We start from the raw sequence: 21616 nt of genomic DNA on the forward strand, positions 1-21616 counted from the left end.
GATAGGCTTTTCGCAATCAGACCATGAGGGTCAATTTCCGAGATCAAAACAGGGTTCCCGTAACATTGGCGGGAGCATTGCGTCTCTCAGTTGCCAAGGGCCGCGATCGGTCAGCAATTTATGATTTATACCATAGGTTGCCGAACAGAACTTGATTTAAGTTAGTTTGCACGACGACTTTCATGGGACAGTGAAAGTTGGGGCAGCAGGTTGGGGCATATTGGGCAACTCCAAACCGAGAAAGATGCGCTGAACGAGTGGCTTTTATAGGGAGCTTGGATCGCATGCCCGGGTGTCCAGATATGGGCGTTCTAGCCCGATCCGCCTTTCTCGCGTGGGATCGAATTTCGGGAATGTCCGGGATGGGAAGGAAAGCGGTCAGGCCGCTTTGGGTGAAACCCGACGCATAGCGACGTCTTACCGTCCCGTCTCAGGTTCGCGCGTTCGTTGGATAAGTACCGCGACCGCGCATAGCAGCTAAAAGATGCCCGCCAATAGCATGACAGGGTTTGGCGCTGGGTTATCCCACCACAGCCACGATAGGCTGCCGCCAATCAGGGCAGGTAGCCAAACGGAGACAGCGTACCGATCGGTGTGGCGAGCCCGCATGCGGCGGTCCTTATAGCCATTGGAACGAACGCAAATGCGTGTTCAGGAATGGCAGGTAAGAGGAGGAAAGCAGACGGCCTGCTTACGGGATCCGGGGCGGCTTCCTTACTTGCTAGGTCGCCAGGGTCCCATCGTGACGCGTTGAAATCATCCCGTTCCGTATAACTTCGTCGTCAAAAATCCGTCCTGCCACATGGCCCTTAGAACTGGCTCATGATCTTCATCATAGGGACAATCGTCATACCCCAATTTTTCGTTGCTGGCGGCGTTAGCACCAGCGGCTCGTGCACTTTCGTATTCCAAAACGTGATCTGCCACACCAACCCCCTTATGCAAAAGGCTGATATTGTAACGACTTACGCCACGTTCTGATCCCGCCCTTTAACTTCTCGAAGGTCGGCCAGCGGGCTCAACCGTTTCGCAGTTCAATGTCACCGCTTCATCTAATTCGCTTCGATTTCATGTGCTTCATTCGCAGCAAGATCAAGAAAGCTTCGCATCCGCCCAATAGCGTCGCCGGTTAGCGCAACATCATCACCACTTTCGCGCGAGACAACCTGCCCATCCTTTACCAAATGTGCTATCCAGCGCTGTCCCACGCCTACTGATACGCCGACGTTGTGGACCAAGATATTCTCCGTCGTCGTTTGGTTATCTGCTAAGTTGACGAAAAGTTGCAGGAGCATTGTCCATGCATGTTCGTCAAATATCTCCGATGGAAATAACTGGCAGCGCACTTGCCGCACTGCAAGGATCGCCATAGCTGTTTTCCGCCGTCTTTGATCACCGGTCATGGCATGTAGTTATTCTAGATTAAGAAACCGGTCACTAAACTAGATCAAGCAAAACATTTGCGCCACTTCGCATGTGCGCATACGGCGCGGAGGTTCCCGATTTATGGTTTATGCATGCGGTTCATCGCGGCTAATTCAGGTATGGAGTTGACCAATCAAGATCCGAAAGCGTTAGGAGGCGTGGTTGCATGGGCGCTGCAACTTGCAAATTAGCGGGGCAATACTCTGGCCGCAGCCTTGCTAGAGGATGTATTGTCCATAGTGTCAGACGGGCTACCGGACTGACCTCGGCCAAAGCGCTTGACGAATGCCTGCTATAGGGAAGGCAAGCGGCGATCAGCCCTGTCGGAAAACACACGGCGTTTTGCGAGGATCGAGAACAAACCGTCCGAAAAACACCTGTTTGTCGAACAGTCATGATTGCGACTGGGTTTTCCACATATCTGATCGCCGGACGGGACTGTGAAGAAGGAAAGTGGCCCGTCCCGAGTGAGGGGCAGATAGCGTTAGCGGACGTTGGCTGACGCTGTGGTCTTTCTCGAAAAGGATGCTATTTCAAGAAACCTGACACGGGCGGTGCAAAAGAGCCCGAATTTTGGGAAGGCAGCTAAGCCGCTCAGATTCTAGCATATCGAAGCTTTGCGTGCCCCCCCCAATCTCTCTCATAGCATTTGCCGCGTCAGGACCTTTACTAGGACGGCGTAAATCGACCGGCGCGGCTTACTCGGACCCCCTCTTTGGCCCAAGCAGCCTGTGATTTGCATATATCTCTGGATGGGCCGGGTTGAGGCATGGCGGCGGGTAGTTCAGCAAAGAACTTGATACAGTAAACATGACGACGCCCGTCATATCGTGCTCTGTAGTCGTCGGTTATTGTCCTGGTGCGCGGTGGCGCAGCCACGGCTCCGATCGAAAGGGATGCAATCAGCAGTCCAGCCGCAAAAACCCTGCTTGTGTTGGTCGGTATCATATCCTGCTCCCGTAGACGCCCGCGCCTGTCCGCGAGGGTCGTGCTTCGGGTTAGCAAGATGTGTGCCACCCCAGTAACACACGTCGGCCTTAGGAGGGGGAGGAATAGATGCAAACGACGCTCACCATTATGTGGCGAAAGGCGCTAACTCCTAGGCTCATACCTTTGTGTAGTTTCTATCGATCCGAGTTCGGGGCCAACGCCCCCCAATGGGACCTACTCGCGAACGATCGGGAAAAGAGAACGGCAGAGACGTTCTCAAATCTGGTCAGAAAGGGTGTTCTGAGAAGATGGTGACGCTGGCGGTCGCTCGCAAATTCGGCGTATAAGCACGGGCAACGCGGCGCCAGACCAGCATTCGGTCGTCGCGCAGGCGAACGGGGGTCTCTATGGTAGCCCAGACCAGTGACGGCGTTGGTCGCCGATATATTGCCGCAAGCATCGCACCCGTCATCATCGTCACGCTGGCTGGAATGGCGGTACGAACGCCATTGGCGACCGCCTATCCGTTTGCAGCGCTATTGCTGTTCCTGTGGGTAGTCGCGGACACGCTGATGCTGTCGCTGATCGCTCGATCAGCCGGAAAGCCGGCATGGAGTGCCGTCTTGGGCGTGCTGGCCGGCGCCAGCGTCACCGTCTGGCTTGGTTCGCCATCGGCGATGCGGGATGCGCTGTTTGAGACGCCGGTCCTGGTGGTGACGATGGCAGCCGTCGCTCTGGGTCATGTCGCCTGGGCAACGGCCCGAGCGTGCCAAGCGGTGGGCAGGAAAGGCACCGACCGGAAGGAGCGATGGGTATCAGCCGCGTCCGGGTTATTCCCGCCGGCGCTGGTTCGCTTGGCCGTGGCGGAGATGACGGTAATCCACATGGCGCTGTTCCGCTGGGGCGGACCGGCAGATATTCCGGCGTACGCCCGTGCTTTCGCCTATCACAGGCACCTGACGCCGATGTGTGCAACGCTGCTGATCCTGTCGGCGATCGAAATAGCCGTCTATCATCTGCTGGTCGGGCACTGGAGCCGCACCGCCACGCAGGTCATGTTCGTGCTGAGTGACGTGGGCTTCGTATACCTCGTCGGGCTCATCAAGTCGTTCAGGTTCAGGCCGGTGCTGTTGACACCCGAGGGTGTGCGCGTGCGGGCCGGCTTCCTGATCGACCAGCTTGTGCCGCTCGATGCGATCGTTGCCATCGAAGGCGGCTTCACCGGTGAGGACGTACGCGATCCCGCGACCCTTAATGCGGCGCTGCTTGCCTGGCCCAACATCATGCTGCGGTTGGATCGCCCTCTGCATCGTCGCTCGCTTCTGAAGAAGCGACGTCCGTTCGTGCGGGTCGCGTTCCGCCTGGACGATCCGGAACCTTTCATCCGGCTCCTTGCCTGGCGGTTAGGTCACCGCTCCAGCTAACCAGCCTTCCTTTTCGAGAACGGCACGCGGAACGGCGTGGCTTTCCCGTAAGGATCGATTTTTGGGAATGGCTGTGTTGGTGTAGAACAGTCCGGCAGCTTACAGGGGCCGGACTGCATAGCTGCCGTTATTTCGCGGGCAGGCCACGATCATCCAGCTTGGTATCACCTCCGCGAAGACGCCGTATGGAAGTCACTTTGCCGCCGGCAACGTCATAGGCAACTGCGTCGTATGACCAGCAACAATGTGTAGGAACAGCGCTGCCCCAGCTGCCTGCCGAGTTAAAATATTCAAGAAAAAGGAGGCGTCCGGAAGACGAAAAGCCTGGGGACATTTTGAAGGCGACCCCTTTGGCTGAGAGCTTTTTCCCAAACGTGTTCAGCCACTCTACCTTGTTACGTGCTACCTGTTTGCCGTCCTCGAATACCGACACGTTATCTGACAGCAGTGTGCCATAAGCCGCTATGTTTTTCGTCTCGATTGAGCGAACGAGTTGTTCACCCAGCGTGTCTTGCCCTGGCAATGACGGCGGAGGCGGGACCTGTGCCTCGCTCGGGAGCGAAGCTGTCATCATCAAAGTCGCCCCAACTATTCTGCCAAGCATCACTCTCTTCTCCCTTATCGAGGGGGTGGCTTCTAACGGGGTCAGCGAAGGCGAGCAAAGGACAAGATTGCCGTTTCGGCCTTATCTCGGCGTTCCCAATGAGGGACGGCGATCGAGAAGGCCGGAGCGTTCTCAGAATCGATGCTATTTTGAGAGCAGTCGAGCGGTAGCAAACTCGATCAGAGCCGAACGCCTTTGGCCGTCCAAGCCGCCATCTCGCCATCGATACCGGCATTTGCCACCGCTAGAGCAAGAGGCAATCAACGCGGAAGAGAATGTCGGTAAGAGGTGCTCTCTGTGGGAACACCGATGCCACGCTACCCAACAACTTGGATTGGGAGGCGCCCCGCTGCGGGAGCAGCAGCGGGGCGTCGTTTCCGGCAGGGCAGGGGGGAAACCGCGCCGGTCGCACTCAAAACCGTAGCCGCGTGGTTCTGTTCCCTACCCCACGTTACCAGCATGGCTAGATAGCATGATTTCATACAATCGTTTCGATGCGGCGGTGCGTTCGCCCATTGCAAAGCCGATCATGAAGCTGGTGCCATGCGCGCTCGCCTCATCGTCACCAGCGCATCGCATCGACCAGTTACCGAACTGGCGAGATAGGATCGATCGGTCCAACAAGACCGTAATGTCAGTATGGCTGGGATCGCGGCGGATACGCTCCATGGTCAATTCAATCTGATCAGAAGCGCCCTCGATTACTTGCGCAAAGTTCGCGCCATCCGACCAAAGCATCCCCGTGATGCCGGCTGTGGTATTCCAGGCGACTGAGCCTGCCACGATACCAGCTATCGCATCGGGATCTCCGTCAACCAGCGATCTACTGATGTAAATTATTCGGCGCATCGCCAACTCACGATTCCGGCGTGTCGGACAGCGCTGGGTCAGTGTTCCGCTGATTGCGAGCCTCGGTTGCAGATTTATGAAGGCGATTTGCCGTTTCTTCTGCCGCATCTGCCGACAAGGTTACAGCGACCCCTCCAGGTCCCGATACAACCACGCAACCGTCGATCGCCGCAACGTCGGAAGGCGTATCATGGATCGGGGTATTCAACGGCTTCCTCCTATCTGGTGGGGACAAAACACGCAGACGTGAGGCGGTTTCCCGACAAAACGAAGATCTGACGACAAACCGACGTACTAAACCGGGATAGAACGCTACCCGGATGCCGAGACAAACTGGTATTGCACTAGGAAACTAACATTGCGGTTTGCGTTTATGCCTCGCCGCAGTCGTCCTCCGGCTGTGGCCGGTCCGTCCTTGCTACCCTGTGGGGACGGGCCGTCGCACTTTTCTGAAGGTTTTTAGACAAAGCGAACGACGCTAGCTCAATGCGTTGTGAGTGGGACCATACCGATCGCGCTGCTAACGATGGCTCCGACGACTTTTAGGTCTAACCGGATCGCCAGAAGCCGGAGCTCCGCAAGCGCGTCCACCAGATCCTGAGCAGTTTCGGGTTCGCCAAGCCCCGTCCATAGCGCTTCGTGGTCTTCGGGATTATCAGGTCTCACCCCGGCTCCATAGCGGAACAGGTGATGTTACACGATGGTATCGATGCGTGATTGCCTAGTAGTTGCAGACTACATCCCTGACCGGCCGTCGATGATTTTTCACTGTCAAAATTGCATATAAACAGAAATGCTTGGGCAGCGGCGCGGTTTACCCACCATCGTTTTGCCAACTATCTCAATGAAATATCTAGTCTTATCAGCCGTATGCTGTGAATTAGGCTGAGATGGGACACTGAGGGTGGCCAAGCCTCAGTTTCTTTTTTCGGCTCTATCCTGCTGCTCGTTGTCGTTGTCGTTGTCGGCGCTGTCGACCAACGGTGCGACGGCTTCGAACACCACCCCACCAGGAAGGTAAGAGATTTTCGCCGTTCCGCCGGTTTCATGCGCCAAAACACGCTGAATCAGCTGTGTGCCAAAGCTGGTTCGCGTTGGCGGTTCGACCGGTGGGCCTCCTGACTCAACCCAGGTGAGGTGGAGATCATGCGGCTGCCAGCCGTCCATGACCTTCCAGCTCAGATCTATTACCCCATCGGCAGTCGATAGCGCACCGTACTTAGCGGCGTTGGTTGCAAGCTCATGGAGGGCAAGGGCGAATGCGACCACAAGGCGCGGCGGGAGCTGAAGGTCCTCACCGGAAAGCTTGAACCGTTGACCGTCTTCCACCCCGAAGGGGGTAAGCGTGCGCTCAATTAGCGTACGCAGGGACGTGCTCTCGAACCTGCCACTGATCAGCAAGTCGTTCGCTGCGGACATCGCGTGGATGCGTGCTTCCAGCGTCGTGCCGGCCTCCTGCACAGAGGTCGCCCGGCGCATCGTTTGCGAGACGATCGCCTGCAGGGACGCAAGCGTATTCTTCACCCGGTGGCTTAGCTCATTAGCCAAGAGGGTCCGATGCTCCTCAGCGCGCCTCCGTGCGGTCACGTCCTGGGTCGTCCCGACGATTGCCAACGGTGTTCCATCGGCGCGGTAGCTCGCCTGTCCCCGGATCTGTACCCAGCGCTCCTCACCTGCCGGCGTCCGCAAGCGGTACTCCAGGTCCAGCAGCGATCGGTCGCGTACGGCACGCTCTATGCCATCGATCTGCATCTGCCGGTCTTCCGGGTGGATCGACTCTCGCAGTTCGTCGAGGGTCAAAGGATCGGTCGGGGCACGACCACATATCCTCTTGCACTCGGCAGATGCCGTTAGCCGGTACGTATCGAGATTGATGCTCCAGGATCCCAGGCGGCCGGCATCAAGGGCAAACTGAAGTCGCTGCTCACTCTCCTGAAGCTCGGCAATGCGGCGTTCCACCTCTGCTTCTAGGGCATCGCGATCAAGCTGAAGATTGACGAGGCGTTCGCGCTCGAGAGTGACGTCGTACTGCGAGGCAAAGAAATAGAGCAGCATCCCGTCGTCGTTGAACACGGGTGAAACCAGCAACCGGTTCCAGAAATGTGTGCCGTCCTTCTTGTAGTTCAGCAGGTCGAGTTCGATCGACTCCCGGACGCGTATCGCGTCCCGCACCCGGCCGACGTCGGCCATGTCCGTGTTCGGTCCCTGCAGAAACCGGCAGTTGCGCCCCATGATCTCGCTGCGGGCATAACCAGTCAGCTTCCCAAAGGCGTCGTTCACAAACACAATGGGATTGTCGGGCAACCGGGGGTCGGTGATGATCATCGGCATGCGCGTTGCCCGCACGGCCGAGGCAAAAGGGTCAGATCCGCTATCGCCGCGCGTCAGCTCGCGGACGATCCGCGCTTCTTCCTGGATATCTCGCACACGTCACTCCGTTCGCGTGCTCAACGGGCCTTACGACGTTGGACGCTGCGTTTTTTTAGTCCTTTAGTGTCAGTAGGCTATGATGGCTATTGTGACAAAACTACTCGGTTAACAGCCTGCAAACGACCCTCGGCATGGCCCGTGGATACGGCCATGCCGCAGTCGCATTTTGAGGAAATCGACCAGTAAATCCTCGCGCGCCGCAACTCGGCATATGGCGGGCGAGTTAGGGCTCCATGACCCTTTCAACCGTACCCTACGCCCTCGTTGTCGATGATGATCCGCTCATCATGATGGATACGACTGCCATTCTCGAAGACGCCGGATTTCGCTTCTACGAAGCCATGGACGGCGACGAGGCGAAGCGCGTCTTAGCCACCAACTGGGAGAGTATCGTACTGCTGTTCTCTGACGTCGACATGCCCGGCGAAACCAACGGCTTTGCGTTGGCGCGTCATGTCGCCGATCGCTGGCCGGCGATCGAAATCGTCATCGCATCCGGTCATGTTCTACCAAAAGCGGGCGAGATGCCCGAAAAGGCCACATTCATCTCCAAGCCGTTCAACAAGCAAATGGTGCACCAGCATTTGCGCAACATGCTTCCGGACAACAAATTGCCGGAGCCGCTCAAAAAGGCGGTTTGATTACGTACGGAGTTTCTCGGCGTATACCCGCGTAAGATCCTCGGACGACGAGTAGTGGGTACCGCCGCAATGCAGACCTGCATGGCAAATAGCTGGCCTTTTATAGGCAATTGGCATGCATTGCAGTACGAAGGATCGGGACATCGCCCGTGCCGGGGCGATGTCCATAGGACTGACTTAGAGCGGTGATGCGGGGTCGGTCAGGATGCCACAGGCAGCAGCTGCCTTGCCGACCTCAAGCGGCACCTTGGGATCCTTGACCTGCCCAGACACGCGAACGAAGTCGCTGGCCGTCAGGCGGCCTGGGGTCGTATCGCCTTCGCGCGACGCCTTGGCGGCGCGACCGAGTTGCTGCAGCTGCCTAAGCGATAAGTTTGCCTCGAGCCGGTCGCCGACGCACTGCGACTGCGCGGGCTGGAAGCCATATCCCTCGAGTGAGGTCGCGATTTTTGCTGACGGATTGACGCAGGCCGCGAGCGACACCGTCGCGATGCCGACGCCAACAAGCCCGATCCGGGAAAGACTGCGATGCTGTGCCATGAAAGCCCCTTGTTTCAGGAGTCATGCAGTCAGACCGGTATGGCCAACGATCTGCTGATCCCCAGCGCAAAACCAGCAAGATCGTCTAAAGGTTTCTGATATAATTGCCAGCTTATCGCGTACCAAAATACCAATTTATCAAAACTCGGAAGATGTCGCAGTATCGGCATTCCCTACTTCGGCACGCGCGCGATAAAGCAACGCAAACCTCTCGTGCAGTCTCTTAGTGCTGTTATCTGTTGAGATCGAAGCGCGGTGGCTATGCCACTCTGCGCGCGCAGCGTTGTAAGCGCGGTTGCTGGAATCTCGCTCGGTGCTCGCACTGTTGCTGGTACTACGCATTTTTGTACTCTCCTGCATGTCCCTACCCAGCGAAACGAAAAGTTAACATAGTGCAGAAGCACCTCAACCTTGGTGCATTCGGCATAGTCACCGTAGCGTTGCGACCCCTGCCATCGATTATGGGGCGGATGTAGCGCGTCTGTGGGGTGTCATGCTTAGCGGGTAAGTTTGACGAAATTTGTCAAAGGCGGTCTGTCTTCCACACCGGTTTCATTACCTATTGGCGTAAACTAAGATTACACAGCTAGCCAATCCTAGTTACCATTAGAGCGGCGAGCCAAACCTATCACTTCCCTAGCTATAGCCAATACATCCGAAATAGTATTTGGTTAGCTATGCTGACGCGCATACCAATCTGTCCTACAGATCATGATACTTGTGACCGCCAAGTATCAAAATGGGTCACTCCTTAGGTGACGTGATATTCATTTAATCCAAGCGATGATTTTGCCGTATCTTCGTTATACGAGGAACGACGATGACAAACGCCTGCATAGATATCTTCACGCGACCCCACCAGCCTTCGACGGGGCGGGTGTCGAACGCGCGCGATCGCGACACACAATACGAATGCTTTATTGAGCAAAATCCGGCTCCGGCCATCGTCTGCAGCTTGCGCGATCTCCGCTACGTCACCGTCAATCGTAGCTTCCTCACGCTGACGAACAGCGCTGACGACCATTGGCTGCGGCGATCGATATATGAGCGGGATATCCTCGACGGGGTAGTGAACGCCGATCTCGTGAAGCGCGCACTTGTCGAGGCGCAAACCATTCCACAGACCTTGGCGGATCTCGCAATGCCTGACGGCACAACCCGGCGCGTGATCGTGGCAGGCCAGCCCGTGACCGTCGCCGGTCAGCCCTGCATGTTGTTTACCTTCACTGATATTGAAGCGTGGCGGGAGAGCGAGCCGTACCATGCTCGGTATCGAACGAGTGTCGAGGCAGCATTTGCGAACTCGTCGGCATGTATGATGATAGTCGACGCCGCCAACAACGTGGTGAACGTGGCAAACGAAAGCCTATGCTCGCTGACTGGGTATCAGGCAGATGAGTTGGCAGGACGTTCGATCTATGACGTGGACCTCTGGCCATCGGGGATCGCATCCGGCGCGGTTCATACCAAATGCGGCCAGCGTCTCGAATGCCTCGTTTCACAGGCCAGTGTCACAGTTGGCGAGCAGACCTATGTGCTTTGGACGTTTCAAGACGTCACCAAACGTAGAATGGACGAGCGCGATCTCGCTGCCGCGATCGAGGCCACGATTACGGAATCCAAGTGGCTCAGCCATGCGATATTGGATAATCTGACGCTCCGGTCCGAACCAACGCGCATTAGCGCTCCATCGGGACTGAACGACCTTACTGTACGCGAGCGCGAAGTGCTGGCCTTGATCTGCGAGGGTATGGACGACAAGACGATGGCACGTACGCTGAACGTCAGCGGCAACACGGTCCGCAACCACGTTGCTCGCGTTTACAGCAAGATCGGGGTCAACCGTAGAGTAGCAGCTGCGGCCTGGGGCCGGGCACGTGGGTTCGACAGCGGCTCGGTGCGTACAGTTTTGCCATCGTGCGCCGTTGACCTGTCCTGAGCCACCAGCGCTTGAGGCCGCATGCATCTCGGTGTGGGCGATTCCGTCATTCTGACCTTTCCCAAAAGGGAAGGTCGAGTGGGGAATCCCCAGCTCAACGCCCTGAAAAGCACTGGTGTTGGGTGCCGTTTTCTCGAAATCTGTTCCCAAATCGATTTTCTCGAAATTGCCTAAACGACACGGGAAAACGGGAATCCTTAGCTGACCGCTTTTGGCGACGGCTGCTAGCGGATATGCTCCATCTTGAGCCCTTTGGCCTTTACCTTCTTCCACTCGCGATCTGCAGTGAGGGCGGGAACGCCAAGTAGGATCGCAAGCGCTAGACAGGAGCGATCACCAAGGCCGCGCCCAAACTCCTTCGTTTGAGTGTGCAGCTCAGCGGCCGCATACGCGGCCTCCACGTCGTGAGGACGTACATCGAGACGAAGCTCGTCTAAGATCTCGCGGATGGTGGCTGCGCCCAAACCACCAAGCAGAAGTTCCTTGATAACCTCCTGCAGGTTGACGGCGGAAATCGCTGCTCGTCCGATGTGAGGTGTGACCTTGTCGGCGCCTGGTTCATCCCGAACTAGCGCCAGCACTGCGGATGCATCCATTACAACAGATGTCATACCGGATCTCCCTGCCGGTCCGAATGCGAAGACTCGCCTGCCTCGGTGACGGCCTCTGCCTTGCGATCAGATAGGAAGTCGTCGATTGTTCGGGCCTGCTTGGCATGCTCTCGATAAAGCGCCTGAGCGCGAGAAACCCCGTGACCGATCGGCGACAGACGGACCTGATCGTCCTCAACCGTCAAAATGACCTTCGCATCTCCGTGGAGCCCCATCGCCTTGCGAACCGATGCTGGCAGAATCATCCGACCGTTACTGGCAACTTTAACGTCTATGGACTGCGTAGCCATCGCGGCGCTCCTCCTCAATGCTTCTGAATAGCCTATGCCACTTTAAGAGATGTGACACAATGCGAGCTCTGGCATCGTGCCTAACCTATCAGGCCTCTATGTCAGTCTGGGTATACCCTGAGCGAGCATGTGGTTTGAACACAAATCCCGTTCAAACAGGGTCGGTAGCAGCGAAATGAAACACCTCATTCACGAGGTCTAGACCCTGCTTGCACACATAGGATGCGTCTGGCTTACCGGCGTGGATCGGGGGTTCGGCCTATGCCTCTAGAGGGCAATTGTGGGATTCGTAGTCGATGGCATGAGCGTCGGCACGCTTTGCATGCTTGACGCTCGGTTCGCGGCTGCCATGAGATCGACGTCAGCCAGATCGCGGCAATCGATCCACCATTTGGCGTCAGTGACCCGAAGGCATGCGTTACAGTCGGCGTCGCTGTTCGAGCTGAATAGCGCTGCGAGCCGCTTGGTCCTGATCGTCGACGCCCAGCCGATTTGCCGATCGGTGCCGGTTAGCGGTGGAAGAGCAAGGTGTGAGACAGCTGCGCTGCTTAACGCTGCCGCGGCGACCTCATCAGCCCGCTTTTCTGCAACGAAACAGTCTCGACAGGTAGTCGTCTTAAGCCACTTGGCTTTGCGTTCCTTCTGGCTGTCGTAGCCTGTGAGATAATGGCCCTGCTCATGACCGCAGGCGTGAATGATCTGTTGTTCCATGACTAGGATGATGGCTGTTCGTGGTTTGTGCGCAACGGCAATGAGTCAGGTTGAATCAGAATTGCGCCCAGTGGCTGACGACTGAGCCAGGAGTTCTTGACCGGCTAAGCTGGCGCAACGCCGTTGGCGTTTACGAGACCTGGCCCAACCAATGTGCCAATAAGCCGGACGCGCTTTTCTACCAGATCTACGGGGGTACGATTCAATTCCAGCTCGTAGCGGCCACCGACATCGCGGCGAAGATAGAAGGCCCCGCCATCTCGTATTAGGGTGCCAGTCTCATCGACCCGGGTTCCAATCGCTACCATCGCTGCGCCTTCGCTCCATCATGTCGCGAAAAGGTGCGGGAGATCGTTGGGTTTGAGCGACGTACTTCAGGAGGGCCCATGGTTCTGCCAACCCGTTCCCGACCGGTCTTCAAAAACTGATGTTCCGCCGCGCCATTTCAAGGAACGCCATATCTCCGATTGGTGAGCGGGGTTCGGCTTTGAAGATGTCGGCCAAATCGAGCAGATCCTCGTTGGAAAGGTCCGCGATCGAGGCTTCGATCTCGGCAAGGCGCCGCACGGCGTGATCGCCGCGATCGGCGACCCGCTTCATTCTTGTCTTGAGCATGTGGCCTTCTATCATAACTACCGTGGGGGCGGCAGGGGCATTTACGACCGGTTGGCTGAGATCATTCGGCCAAATGCCCGCTATCTGCAGGTGAAAAACGTCTTCAATGGAGAAACGCACCGCGTTCTGGCGACGGATCCCGAAGCGGCCGGAACGTATAGTTTTGACTGTAAGTGGCGTAATTAGAGTGCATGCGGACTGTCTGCATTTCCGGCAGAACTGGTGGTAAATATCGGCAATCAAACCACCGCGGCGAAATGAATGGACGGCCGAAGTCGGAGAGCCGGGAAGAGTTCGCGAGTGTCCGCTTGTTGGTCTTTGCTTCAGATCGGGGCCCATAAGTGAACCACTGTAACCATAAGGTTAGTTGACGGTAACAAACACCTAAATATTGGAGCTGCTTTCGGTTAGCCTGTTTCCGTATATTAAGCCGGCCCCGAACTTGAGCGCCCGATAAACGTATATGGTACCTGAACCGATCGCGCGGGCCGGTCGCCTGCCTGTTGGTACGAGGGATCGGCCAGGATATCGATGGCCACGCTTGCAAGAACGGCATTGGGCTGACGAATGGTGGTCAGCTGAGGCCACGCCATGCGAGAAATAGGCGCGTCGTCGAAGCCGACGACGGAGAGGGCCTTTGGTACGGCAATGTTCCTGTGCGCGGCGCTGACCAGAACACCCAGAGCCATCTCGTCGTTGGCGGCGAACACGGCGCTGGGATGGTCGTTGGTCGAGAGGATCGCGTCGCCGGCCGCCATGCCCGACCTGAAACTAAAGTCGCCGGCTTGAATCCAGGCATCTCTAATGCCGATTCCAGCGCAACGCATCGCGTCGCAAAAGCCCGCCAGTCGTTTGCCAGCCGCATCGTGCGATACGATCCCCTGAACGAACGCAATGTCGCGATGCCCCAGCGTGATAAGGTGATCGGTCATATCGCGCGCGGCCTGGTAGTCGTCGATGTGAATCACCGCGGCCGATGAGCCGGTTCGTGATGAATTCAGTTTCACGACCGGGATGCCGCGTTGATCGAGCAGATCGGTGAGATCGGACCAGTCGCAGATCGGCGGGGTTAGAATGACCCCGGCGAGCTGCAAGGCCTGCAACGTTCTCGATACCTCGTCGAGCGTCTCGGGCCCGTCGCGGTCGATCCTTTCGACGACGAGATGATAGCCGTGATGGCGGCAGCGGGCCATTGCGCCCAGCTGTACCTCTGCAGCGTACCCCGATGCCGGATCGTCGAAGAACAATCCGATAAGGTAGGACCGCGAACTCGACAGGCTGCGGGCGTAGGCGTTCGGGCGATAGTCTAGTTCCGCGACGACGCGCAGGACATGATCCCGCACCGCTGGCCGAACATGCGCCTCCGCATTCATCACCCGCGAAACGGTCTTGGGCGACACGCCCGCCGCTAGCGCGACATCCTTGATGGTTACCGGCGGCATCATCTTGCTATAAATCCCATGTTCGGTGCCGCCACCACGCGAACGCCGCTATGATGATGTAGCAGGCGCCTGGGAGGATGAATGACATCGTCAAGCCGACCGCGTCCGCAACAACACCGGTCAGCAACGGGATGATGGCACCGCCGACGACCACCATGCACAACAGCATCGAGGCATAGGTCGCGGTGGAGTGATCGTCGGGCAGCGAAAGCGCGAAGATCGTCGGATACATGATAGCGTTGCACAGTCCGACCGCGAGCAGCGCCGTGGCGGCCAAGAGCCCCTGTAGGCCGATCGCGATCGCCACGAGCGCGACGGCGGCGATCGCGCAACCGAGCAGCATCGTTGTCGCACCATAGCGGGTGAGGTAGCGGGCGCCTACCAGTCGGCCGATCAGCGCACCGGTCCAGTACAGACCTACGAGTTGCCCCGCCGCGACCGGCGAGACGTCCAGAATGTCGGGCATCGCCAGATATTCCACGAGCAGCGTGCCGATCGTGACCTCGGCGCCGACATAGGCGAACATCGCGCCGCCACCTGCCAGCAAGCGCCGGTTCGACAACACGGCGACGATGCCAGAGAGCGGCACGCGACGCGGCGTTGAGGACGCGGGCAGCAGGTCGCGTCGGCTGATAAAGGCTGCGGCAAGCACAAGTGCTACCAGCGCGACCGCAAGGAACGGCAGAACGACTCGTATGTGGTCTGCCAGGTCACCAAATCGTTGCCTACCCGTCCCGAGCAGCAGCGCGGATCCTGCCAGGGACGCCAGTACGGTACCAAGCGAGTTGAAGCCTTGCAGCAAGGTCAGTCGCGAGACGGCGTGGCGTGCCGGTTCGACAACCGGGACGACTATGTTGGCGGCGATCTGCAGAAAAGTAACGCCGCCGGCAATCGCGAGGAGCGCGAGTAGAACCGTCATGTACCCAAGCGACCCGAGCGAGACAGCCAGCAGGCCGCAACCCAGCGCGATGACGACCAGTCCCGCCGCGATGCTTCGCATGTAGCCGAACTTCACCACCAGCACGGTGATCGGCACGGCGAAGAGGAGATAGCTTGAATGGAACGCGAACTGCACCAGCAGCGAGCGCGTGTGGTTCAGGCCTTCGATCATCCGCAACCGGGGCACCAGCAATCCGACAAGCGAGTTGAGGAATCCGCCGAGAAAATAAACGCCGATACAAAGCTGGAACAGCAGTGTCGCGCGCTGTTCGCCGGTAGCGGGCGCAAGGGGCATGCTGCTGGTGTTCACGCCTCATCCTAGCAAGGCGGGGCTGCTGCGCAATGTATGACGAAGGCATCGTGCTTCGCATTGACATCGATGTCGGAGTTGGCGATCACGCTGCCAAGCCGCTCGGGAAAATGCGGCATGGGAGGATATCTACGATGAGCACGGGATTTCCGCGCATCGCCTGCGCGCTGCTGAGCGTCGCGCCGATGGCGCTTTCGGCGCAGGCTCAGCCAGGGGTGGGGTCTGCAAAAGCTTCAGCTTCCAAGGTGGCTGGCGGAACGGGCGCCAGGACGTCGGAAATCTGGCGCGACACGACGAGAACCGCGGCGGACCGGGCTGACGCTCTGGTAAAGGCGATGACCAGGGCCGAAAAGCTGCTGTACGTGCACGGCATATTTCCGCCGATGGCGAAGCCGATGACATCCGACATGATTCCGTCCGCCGGTTACGTGCCCGGAGTCCCCCGTCTGGGTATACCGACGTTGCGTGAGAGCGATGCGTCGCTGGGCGTTGCCAATCAGGTTGAGCAGCGCAAGGGCGATGTGGCCACTGCGCTTCCCGCAAGCCTTGCCACTGCCGCGAGTTTCGATCCCGCCATCGCCTATGCCGGGGGCGCGATGATTGGCAGCGAAGCGCGGGCGAAGACCTTCAACGTGTTGCTTGCGGGCGGCGTGAACCTGACGCGTGATGCCTGGAACGGGCGGAACTTCGAGTATCTCGGCGAAGATCCGCTGCTGACAGGCGTCATGGGCGCGGCGTCGATCCGAGGCGTCCAGTCGAACCATATCGTCTCGACGATCAAGCATTTCGTCCTGAACAGCCAAGAGACCGGGCGAGCCGTTCTCGACGCGCGGATCGATCCGACGGCACTACGAGAAAGCGACCTGCTGGCGTTCGAAATCGCGATTGCGGATGGGAAGCCGGGTTCGGTGATGTGCGCGTACAATCGCATCAACGGCGACTATGCTTGCGAGAACAAGTTCCTGTTGACCAACGTCCTGCGCGGAGACTGGAGATATCCAGGGTTCGTCATGTCCGACTGGGGTGCCGTACACTCCACTGAGAAGGCAGCCAACGCAGGGCTCGATCAGGAGTCAGGACAGGAACTAGATGCCAAAGTCTATTTCGGCACGCCGCTTGCGGACGCCGTCGCTGCCGGGCGGGTCTCGACGGCACGGCTTGACGACATGGTACGCCACATCCTGACCGGGGTCATCGCCAGCGGTCTTTACGACAATCCCACGCCCACATCCGCACAGCCGATCGACTATGCCGCTAACGCCAAGATCGCACAGCGTACCGCCGAGGCCGGTATCGTTTTGCTCAGGAATGAGAAGGATCTTTTGCCGATTGCCAAGACCGTGCGATCGATCGTTGTCATCGGCGGTCATGCCGACGTCGGCGTGCTGTCCGGGGGCGGCTCGTCCCAGGTTCGCTCCGTCGGCGGCGTGCCGATCGAGATCCCGCTCAAAAGTGGCGCGGCAGCCTCGTTCGCCCGGATAACCTATCACTCGTCATCGCCGCTGCGTGCCATCAGGGCTCTGGCGCCGAACGCGCAGGTGACGTTCGTCGACGGCACCGACGCGGTCGCCGCCGCCAAGGCGGCCCGCGCCGCCGACCTCGCGATCGTGTTTGCAACGCATTGGCAGACCGAAGCGCAGGATGCGCCCTCCTTGTCGCTACCTGATAATCAGGATGCGGTGATCGACGCAGTCGCCGCCGCCAATCGACGTACCATCGTCGTGCTGGAGACCGGTGGACCGGTTCTGATGCCGTGGGCCACGCGGGTGCCGGCGATCGTCGAAGCTTGGTATCCGGGCCAGCGTGGCGGCGAGGCGATCGCGCGCGTGTTGTTCGGCGAGGTCGATGCGTCAGGCCGTCTGCCGATCAGCTTCCCGCGGAACATCGAGCAACTCCCTCGCCCTCGGCCGATCACATCGCCGACTGGCGCGACCAGCAACGATGCCTCGGCCAATGCCGGCGCCGGAGATGCCAGCCTGCTTCCGGCCTATCCCGTCACCTATCAGGAGGGGGCGAACGTCGGGTATCGTTGGTATGCCTCACGCAAGGATACACCGTTGTTTCCGTTCGGTTTTGGGCTGAGTTATGCCAGCACGAGGATCAGCAACACACGGTTTTCGGGCGGGACCAACGCCAGAGTGACGTTTACCGTCACCAATCAGACTGCACGCACCGGCACCGCCGTACCTCAACTGTACGCAACGTTGCCGGACGGCGGAGCGCCTCGGTTGGTCGGCTGGTCACGTCAGACGCTGGCCGCTGGCGAGACCAGGAACGTGAAGATCACCGCTGATCCGCGTGCGTTGGCGCAATGGGAAGGGGCCGGCTGGCGATTGAAGGGCGGCGCGTATGCGCTCAAACTCGCAACGGACGCGCAGACGATGATCTCGGAAGGCACGGTCGGTCTGACTGACCGGCGCCTTGCGTCTGGCCGTGCTGCTTTTGACACACCTTGAAACAAATCCGCGCATGCTGAACGTCGATGTCACGCGCTGATTGACATCGATGTCGGACGGCAGCACGGTTGAGGAACGCGGGGTTACACCGCCAGAATCATACACCGGTAGGGACATGCCGGTCAGGGAGGATGAGTATGAGGGGTTCTATTCCGTCAGCGTTCGCGCGCTCGACGTCGGTATTCGCGTTGGTGGCGGGGCTGACGATGCCCGGCTTGGCGAATGCGCAGGCCGCTCCAGATCCGACACCGGCCGTTCAGGCACAGCAGGGCACGCCACAAGCGGATACGTCGCCAGGCGCTCCGCAGGTTGAGACCGGCGCTACTGCGACTAACGCGATGCCCGACCAGGCCCCCGGCGACGAGATCGTCGTGACCGGCGTTCGCGCCTCGCTCGAACGATCGATCGCGATCAAGCGGGACTCGTTCGGCGTCGTCGATGCGATCAGCGCGGAAGACATCGGCAAGTTCGCCAACACCAATCTCGCGGAATCGCTGCAGCGCATTACCGGCGTGTCGATCGATCGCCGCAACGGCGAAGGCTCGACCGTCACGGTTCGCGGCTTCGGCGCGCAGTACAACCTCGTTACGCTCAACGGCCGTCAGCTCGCGACATCGAACATCGTCGCGGTGGGCGGTGATCAGGGCGGTGACGGTGCCGGCGGCTTCGGTCGTTCGTTCGACTTCTCCAACCTCGCTTCCGAAGGCGTAAAGACGCTGGAGGTCTACAAGACCGGCCGCGCTGCTATACCCTCGGGTGGCATCGGCGCGGCCGTGAACGTCGTCAGCCGTCGTCCGCTTGATTCCAAGGACACGGGTTTGCTGGGCTCGCTCGGCGTCAAGGGCAGCTACGACAACAGCTCGTCAGACTGTTTCGACTGCGGCGCGCGCGTGACGCCCGAAGTCTCGGGTACCGCCAGCTGGAGCGATCCCAACCAGCGCTTCGGCGTGTCGCTGTTCGGCAGCTACCAGAAGCGCAACTTCAGCTTCTCCAGCGTCGCGCCGGACAACTGGAACATCCGGTCGCTGACCGACTTCCTCAATCCCGGCAACGGCTTCGTCAACGGTCAGACGGTGATCAACAACCGTCCGACCAACGGCAACGTGCTGGTCTCCGTGCCGAACGACTCGCGCTATCACTTCTCCGAGGCGAGCCGCGAGCGCATCAACGGGTCGGGCGTCATTCAATTCCGTCCGACCGACACGCTGACCTTCACTGCAGACGGACTCTATGCGCAGTTGCGCCAGTCGGAACGTCGCTCGACCCAGTCCAACTGGTTCAATCGCCCGTTCGGCGTGGTCACGTTCGACGACGCCAGCAACGGCATCGCGACGACGAGCTTCCTGTCTGAAACGATCAACGGCGTGAAGGACGAGGCGTTCGAGCAGGCGTATCGCGCGCAGAAGAACAAGCTGTACGATTTCGGCGGCAACATCGAATGGAAGCCGACCGAGCGCTTCTCACTGGCGATCGACGGCCATATCGGTCGGGCGGACAGCTCACCTGACAATCCCAATGGTCAGACGTCGACCACCGTTGCCTTCAACGCGCCTGTCGTCGCCGCACATTCGCTGACGCTCGGCAAGGATGGCTTCCCGCAGCAGACGATCGCGATCAACGACGGTTCGGCCAGCACAACGCCCAACGGCCAGTCCTTCATCAAGGGCAATGGCAACGGCGTGATCGATCTCGGCGATCTGTCGAGCGCGGTACAGCGTCAGTTCGCGTCCAATCAGACGCAGCGGGTCAAGGAACTACGCGCTGACGCCGGATGGGCACTGAACGATCAGCTCCGCCTCGACGCAGGTGCTGATTATCGCACCACGAATACGCGCCAGACGCAGTACAACACGCGCCAGGTCCTGGGTGACTGGGGCAATTCGCTGCCGCCCGACATCGCGCGGCTCGCGCCCGGTCAGGTCTTCCAGTTCTGCAACGTGTGCAAGTTCGAGCACAACGACGGAAATCCGGACACCAATACGCTGGTGGCATTCCGTACGCAGGACGCGACGAAGCTCTACAACACGCTGCACGACTATTATCTCGGCGTGACGAACGACGGCGTGAACCACGCCGACAACATCGACGCGAACGACGACAATCGCGTCCGCGAAAACATCTGGTCGGGCTATGTCCAGGGATCCTGGAACGGCAAGCTGTTTGATCACAATGCGCAACTGGTTGCCGGCGTTCGGTACGAGAACACCAAGGTGCGTGCGGTGTCGCTCCAGCCGGTGCCGACCGCGGTAGTCTGGACTGCCGACAACGACTTCTTCGTGTTGAACACCGCTGATCGGCAGACGCTGTCGTCGCGTGGCGGTTACAGCAACTGGCTCCCGTCGGTGGATGCCAAGTTCGAGGTCGTCGACAACCTCTTCGCCCGCGCCTCGTACAGCAAGACGATCTCGCGTGCAGGCTATGGCGACCTGTTCGCCTCGACCAACGTCGCCGGTCCCGGCCGCCCGACCGCGATCGGTGGCATTGCCACCGGCACGGCGCACAACACCGATCTCGATCCGCTGTCGTCGGACAACATCGACGTCTCGCTCGAATGGTATCCGCGCAAGGACGTGTTCCTGTCGGCGGGCTTCTTCAACAAGAAGGTCCATAACTTCATCGGCCAGACGGTGGTCAACCGCAACCTGTTCGGTCTGCGCGATCCCACCTCGGGCACCGCCGGGACGCGTTCGGGTACCGCGCGGGAGCAGCTCGCCGGTACGTTCAACGCCGACATCACCGACGTGAACCTGTTCACCTACACGGCGCTACTGCAGCAGAATGCGGGCAACGTCGCGACGACGAACGCCCAGTTCGCGGCAAACTACAACACGCAGAGCCGCGCGTTGAACCAGGGGTTCGTCGATCAGATCCTCGGCCAGTACGATATCACCGCCAATGGGCAGGATCCGCTGTTCAACTTCGCAGTGAATACGCCCATCAACAACCAGGACGCGCACATCTACGGCGTCGAACTCGCCGGGCAGTATTTCCTCGGGGATACGGGCTTCGGCGTGGCAGCCAGCTACACGCTCGTACGCGGCAACATCGGCATCGACATCGCGGCTGATCCGAGCGTCAACACGTTCGCACTGGTCGGTCTGTCTGATACCGCCAACGCCACGCTGATCTACGACAAGAACGGTATCTCGGCGCGCATGTCGTACAACTGGCGCGACAAGTTCCTCAGCGGCATCAACCGCGGTGGCGATCGCAATCCGGTGTTCACCGCGCCCTACGGTCAGCTCGACCTGTCGGTGAACTTCGACCTCACCTCGCGTTTTGCACTCGGGTTCGAAGCGATCAACATCACCGAGGAGGGCGTGCGCTCCTACGGCCGCGACAAGAGCAACATCTGGTACCTGTCGGAAGGGTCCGCCCGGTATCTGGTCGGAGCGCGATACCGCTTCTGACCAAGCGGCGAGAAGGCCGCTGACGACAGCGGCCTCCCTCGTCTAGGATG

Annotated in this window: 17 protein-coding genes; 5 read left to right on the forward strand and 12 right to left on the reverse strand. The window is 59.2% G+C overall.

Going from position 1 to position 21616, the window contains the following annotated elements:
• Positions 1–1052: 1052 nt before the first annotated feature.
• The gene (locus tag C8J42_RS18570; RefSeq protein WP_133021317.1) at positions 1053–1403 is read right to left on the reverse strand and encodes a hypothetical protein; all 351 of its coding nucleotides are present in this window, start codon (positions 1401–1403) and stop codon (positions 1053–1055) included.
• A 1359-nt stretch (positions 1404–2762) separates the two neighbouring features.
• On the opposite strand from C8J42_RS18570, the gene C8J42_RS18575 reads away from it, so the two are divergent.
• Positions 2763–3779, forward strand: a complete 1017-nt coding sequence (locus C8J42_RS18575; protein WP_133021318.1) for a hypothetical protein — start codon at positions 2763–2765, stop codon at positions 3777–3779.
• 127 nt (positions 3780–3906) lie between these two features.
• Here the strand turns inward: C8J42_RS18575 and C8J42_RS18580 are convergent, their stop codons facing one another.
• From C8J42_RS18580 to C8J42_RS18595, 3 genes are all read right to left on the reverse strand, one after another.
• On the reverse strand, positions 3907–4386 hold the full coding sequence (locus C8J42_RS18580) for a hypothetical protein (protein ID WP_133021319.1): 480 nt from the start codon (positions 4384–4386) through the stop codon (positions 3907–3909).
• Positions 4387–4824: 438 nt separating this feature from the next.
• Positions 4825–5340, reverse strand: coding sequence for a BLUF domain-containing protein (locus tag C8J42_RS18585; protein ID WP_133021320.1), 516 nt, complete (start codon positions 5338–5340; stop codon positions 4825–4827).
• Between the two features lie 807 nt (positions 5341–6147).
• The gene (locus tag C8J42_RS18595; RefSeq protein ID WP_133021322.1) at positions 6148–7659 is read right to left on the reverse strand and encodes a PAS domain-containing protein; all 1512 of its coding nucleotides are present in this window, start codon (positions 7657–7659) and stop codon (positions 6148–6150) included.
• A gap of 236 nt (positions 7660–7895) precedes the next feature.
• On the opposite strand from C8J42_RS18595, the gene C8J42_RS18600 reads away from it, so the two are divergent.
• A complete protein-coding gene (locus tag C8J42_RS18600) occupies positions 7896–8303 on the forward strand; it encodes a response regulator (RefSeq protein WP_133021323.1) in 408 nt (135 codons plus the stop codon).
• Between the two features lie 177 nt (positions 8304–8480).
• Here the strand turns inward: C8J42_RS18600 and C8J42_RS18605 are convergent, their stop codons facing one another.
• Entirely contained in the window at positions 8481–8843 is a 363-nt protein-coding gene (locus C8J42_RS18605; protein ID WP_133021324.1) for a hypothetical protein, read from the reverse strand.
• A gap of 820 nt (positions 8844–9663) precedes the next feature.
• Here C8J42_RS18605 and C8J42_RS18615 point away from each other — a divergent pair.
• Positions 9664–10782, forward strand: a complete 1119-nt coding sequence (locus C8J42_RS18615) for a LuxR C-terminal-related transcriptional regulator (protein WP_133021326.1) — start codon at positions 9664–9666, stop codon at positions 10780–10782.
• Positions 10783–11006: 224 nt separating this feature from the next.
• Here C8J42_RS18615 and C8J42_RS18620 read toward each other — a convergent pair whose 3' ends face one another.
• The 7 genes from C8J42_RS18620 to C8J42_RS18650 form a co-directional block, all read right to left on the reverse strand.
• Positions 11007–11393 (reverse strand): type II toxin-antitoxin system VapC family toxin, encoded by a 387-nt coding sequence (locus tag C8J42_RS18620; RefSeq protein WP_107962593.1) that lies wholly within the window; start codon positions 11391–11393, stop codon positions 11007–11009.
• On the reverse strand, positions 11390–11683 hold the full coding sequence (locus C8J42_RS18625; protein WP_093396655.1) for an AbrB/MazE/SpoVT family DNA-binding domain-containing protein: 294 nt from the start codon (positions 11681–11683) through the stop codon (positions 11390–11392). The genes C8J42_RS18620 and C8J42_RS18625 overlap by 4 nt, the downstream gene beginning before the upstream one ends.
• A gap of 267 nt (positions 11684–11950) precedes the next feature.
• Positions 11951–12394, reverse strand: coding sequence for a hypothetical protein (locus tag C8J42_RS18630; protein WP_133021327.1), 444 nt, complete (start codon positions 12392–12394; stop codon positions 11951–11953).
• Positions 12395–12498: 104 nt separating this feature from the next.
• Complete coding sequence (locus tag C8J42_RS20560) at positions 12499–12702, reverse strand: DUF5818 domain-containing protein (RefSeq protein ID WP_133021328.1); 204 nt, start codon at positions 12700–12702, stop codon at positions 12499–12501.
• A gap of 109 nt (positions 12703–12811) precedes the next feature.
• Entirely contained in the window at positions 12812–13129 is a 318-nt protein-coding gene (locus C8J42_RS20565; RefSeq protein WP_243644610.1) for a hypothetical protein, read from the reverse strand.
• A 305-nt stretch (positions 13130–13434) separates the two neighbouring features.
• On the reverse strand, positions 13435–14454 hold the full coding sequence (locus C8J42_RS18645; RefSeq protein ID WP_347812421.1) for a LacI family DNA-binding transcriptional regulator: 1020 nt from the start codon (positions 14452–14454) through the stop codon (positions 13435–13437).
• A 4-nt stretch (positions 14455–14458) separates the two neighbouring features.
• Positions 14459–15700, reverse strand: a complete 1242-nt coding sequence (locus C8J42_RS18650; protein WP_243644611.1) for an MFS transporter — start codon at positions 15698–15700, stop codon at positions 14459–14461.
• 134 nt (positions 15701–15834) lie between these two features.
• Between C8J42_RS18650 and C8J42_RS18655 the strand changes: the two genes are divergently transcribed.
• Positions 15835–18156 (forward strand): beta-glucosidase, encoded by a 2322-nt coding sequence (locus tag C8J42_RS18655; RefSeq protein ID WP_243644612.1) that lies wholly within the window; start codon positions 15835–15837, stop codon positions 18154–18156.
• Between the two features lie 137 nt (positions 18157–18293).
• Complete coding sequence (locus C8J42_RS18660; RefSeq protein ID WP_133021329.1) at positions 18294–21566, forward strand: TonB-dependent receptor; 3273 nt, start codon at positions 18294–18296, stop codon at positions 21564–21566.
• The last annotated feature ends 50 nt before the right edge of the window (positions 21567–21616 follow it).

Origin of the sequence: Sphingomonas sp. PP-CE-1A-559 (genome assembly GCF_004340965.1) — a bacterium.
Taxonomy (GTDB): domain Bacteria; phylum Pseudomonadota; class Alphaproteobacteria; order Sphingomonadales; family Sphingomonadaceae; genus Sphingomonas.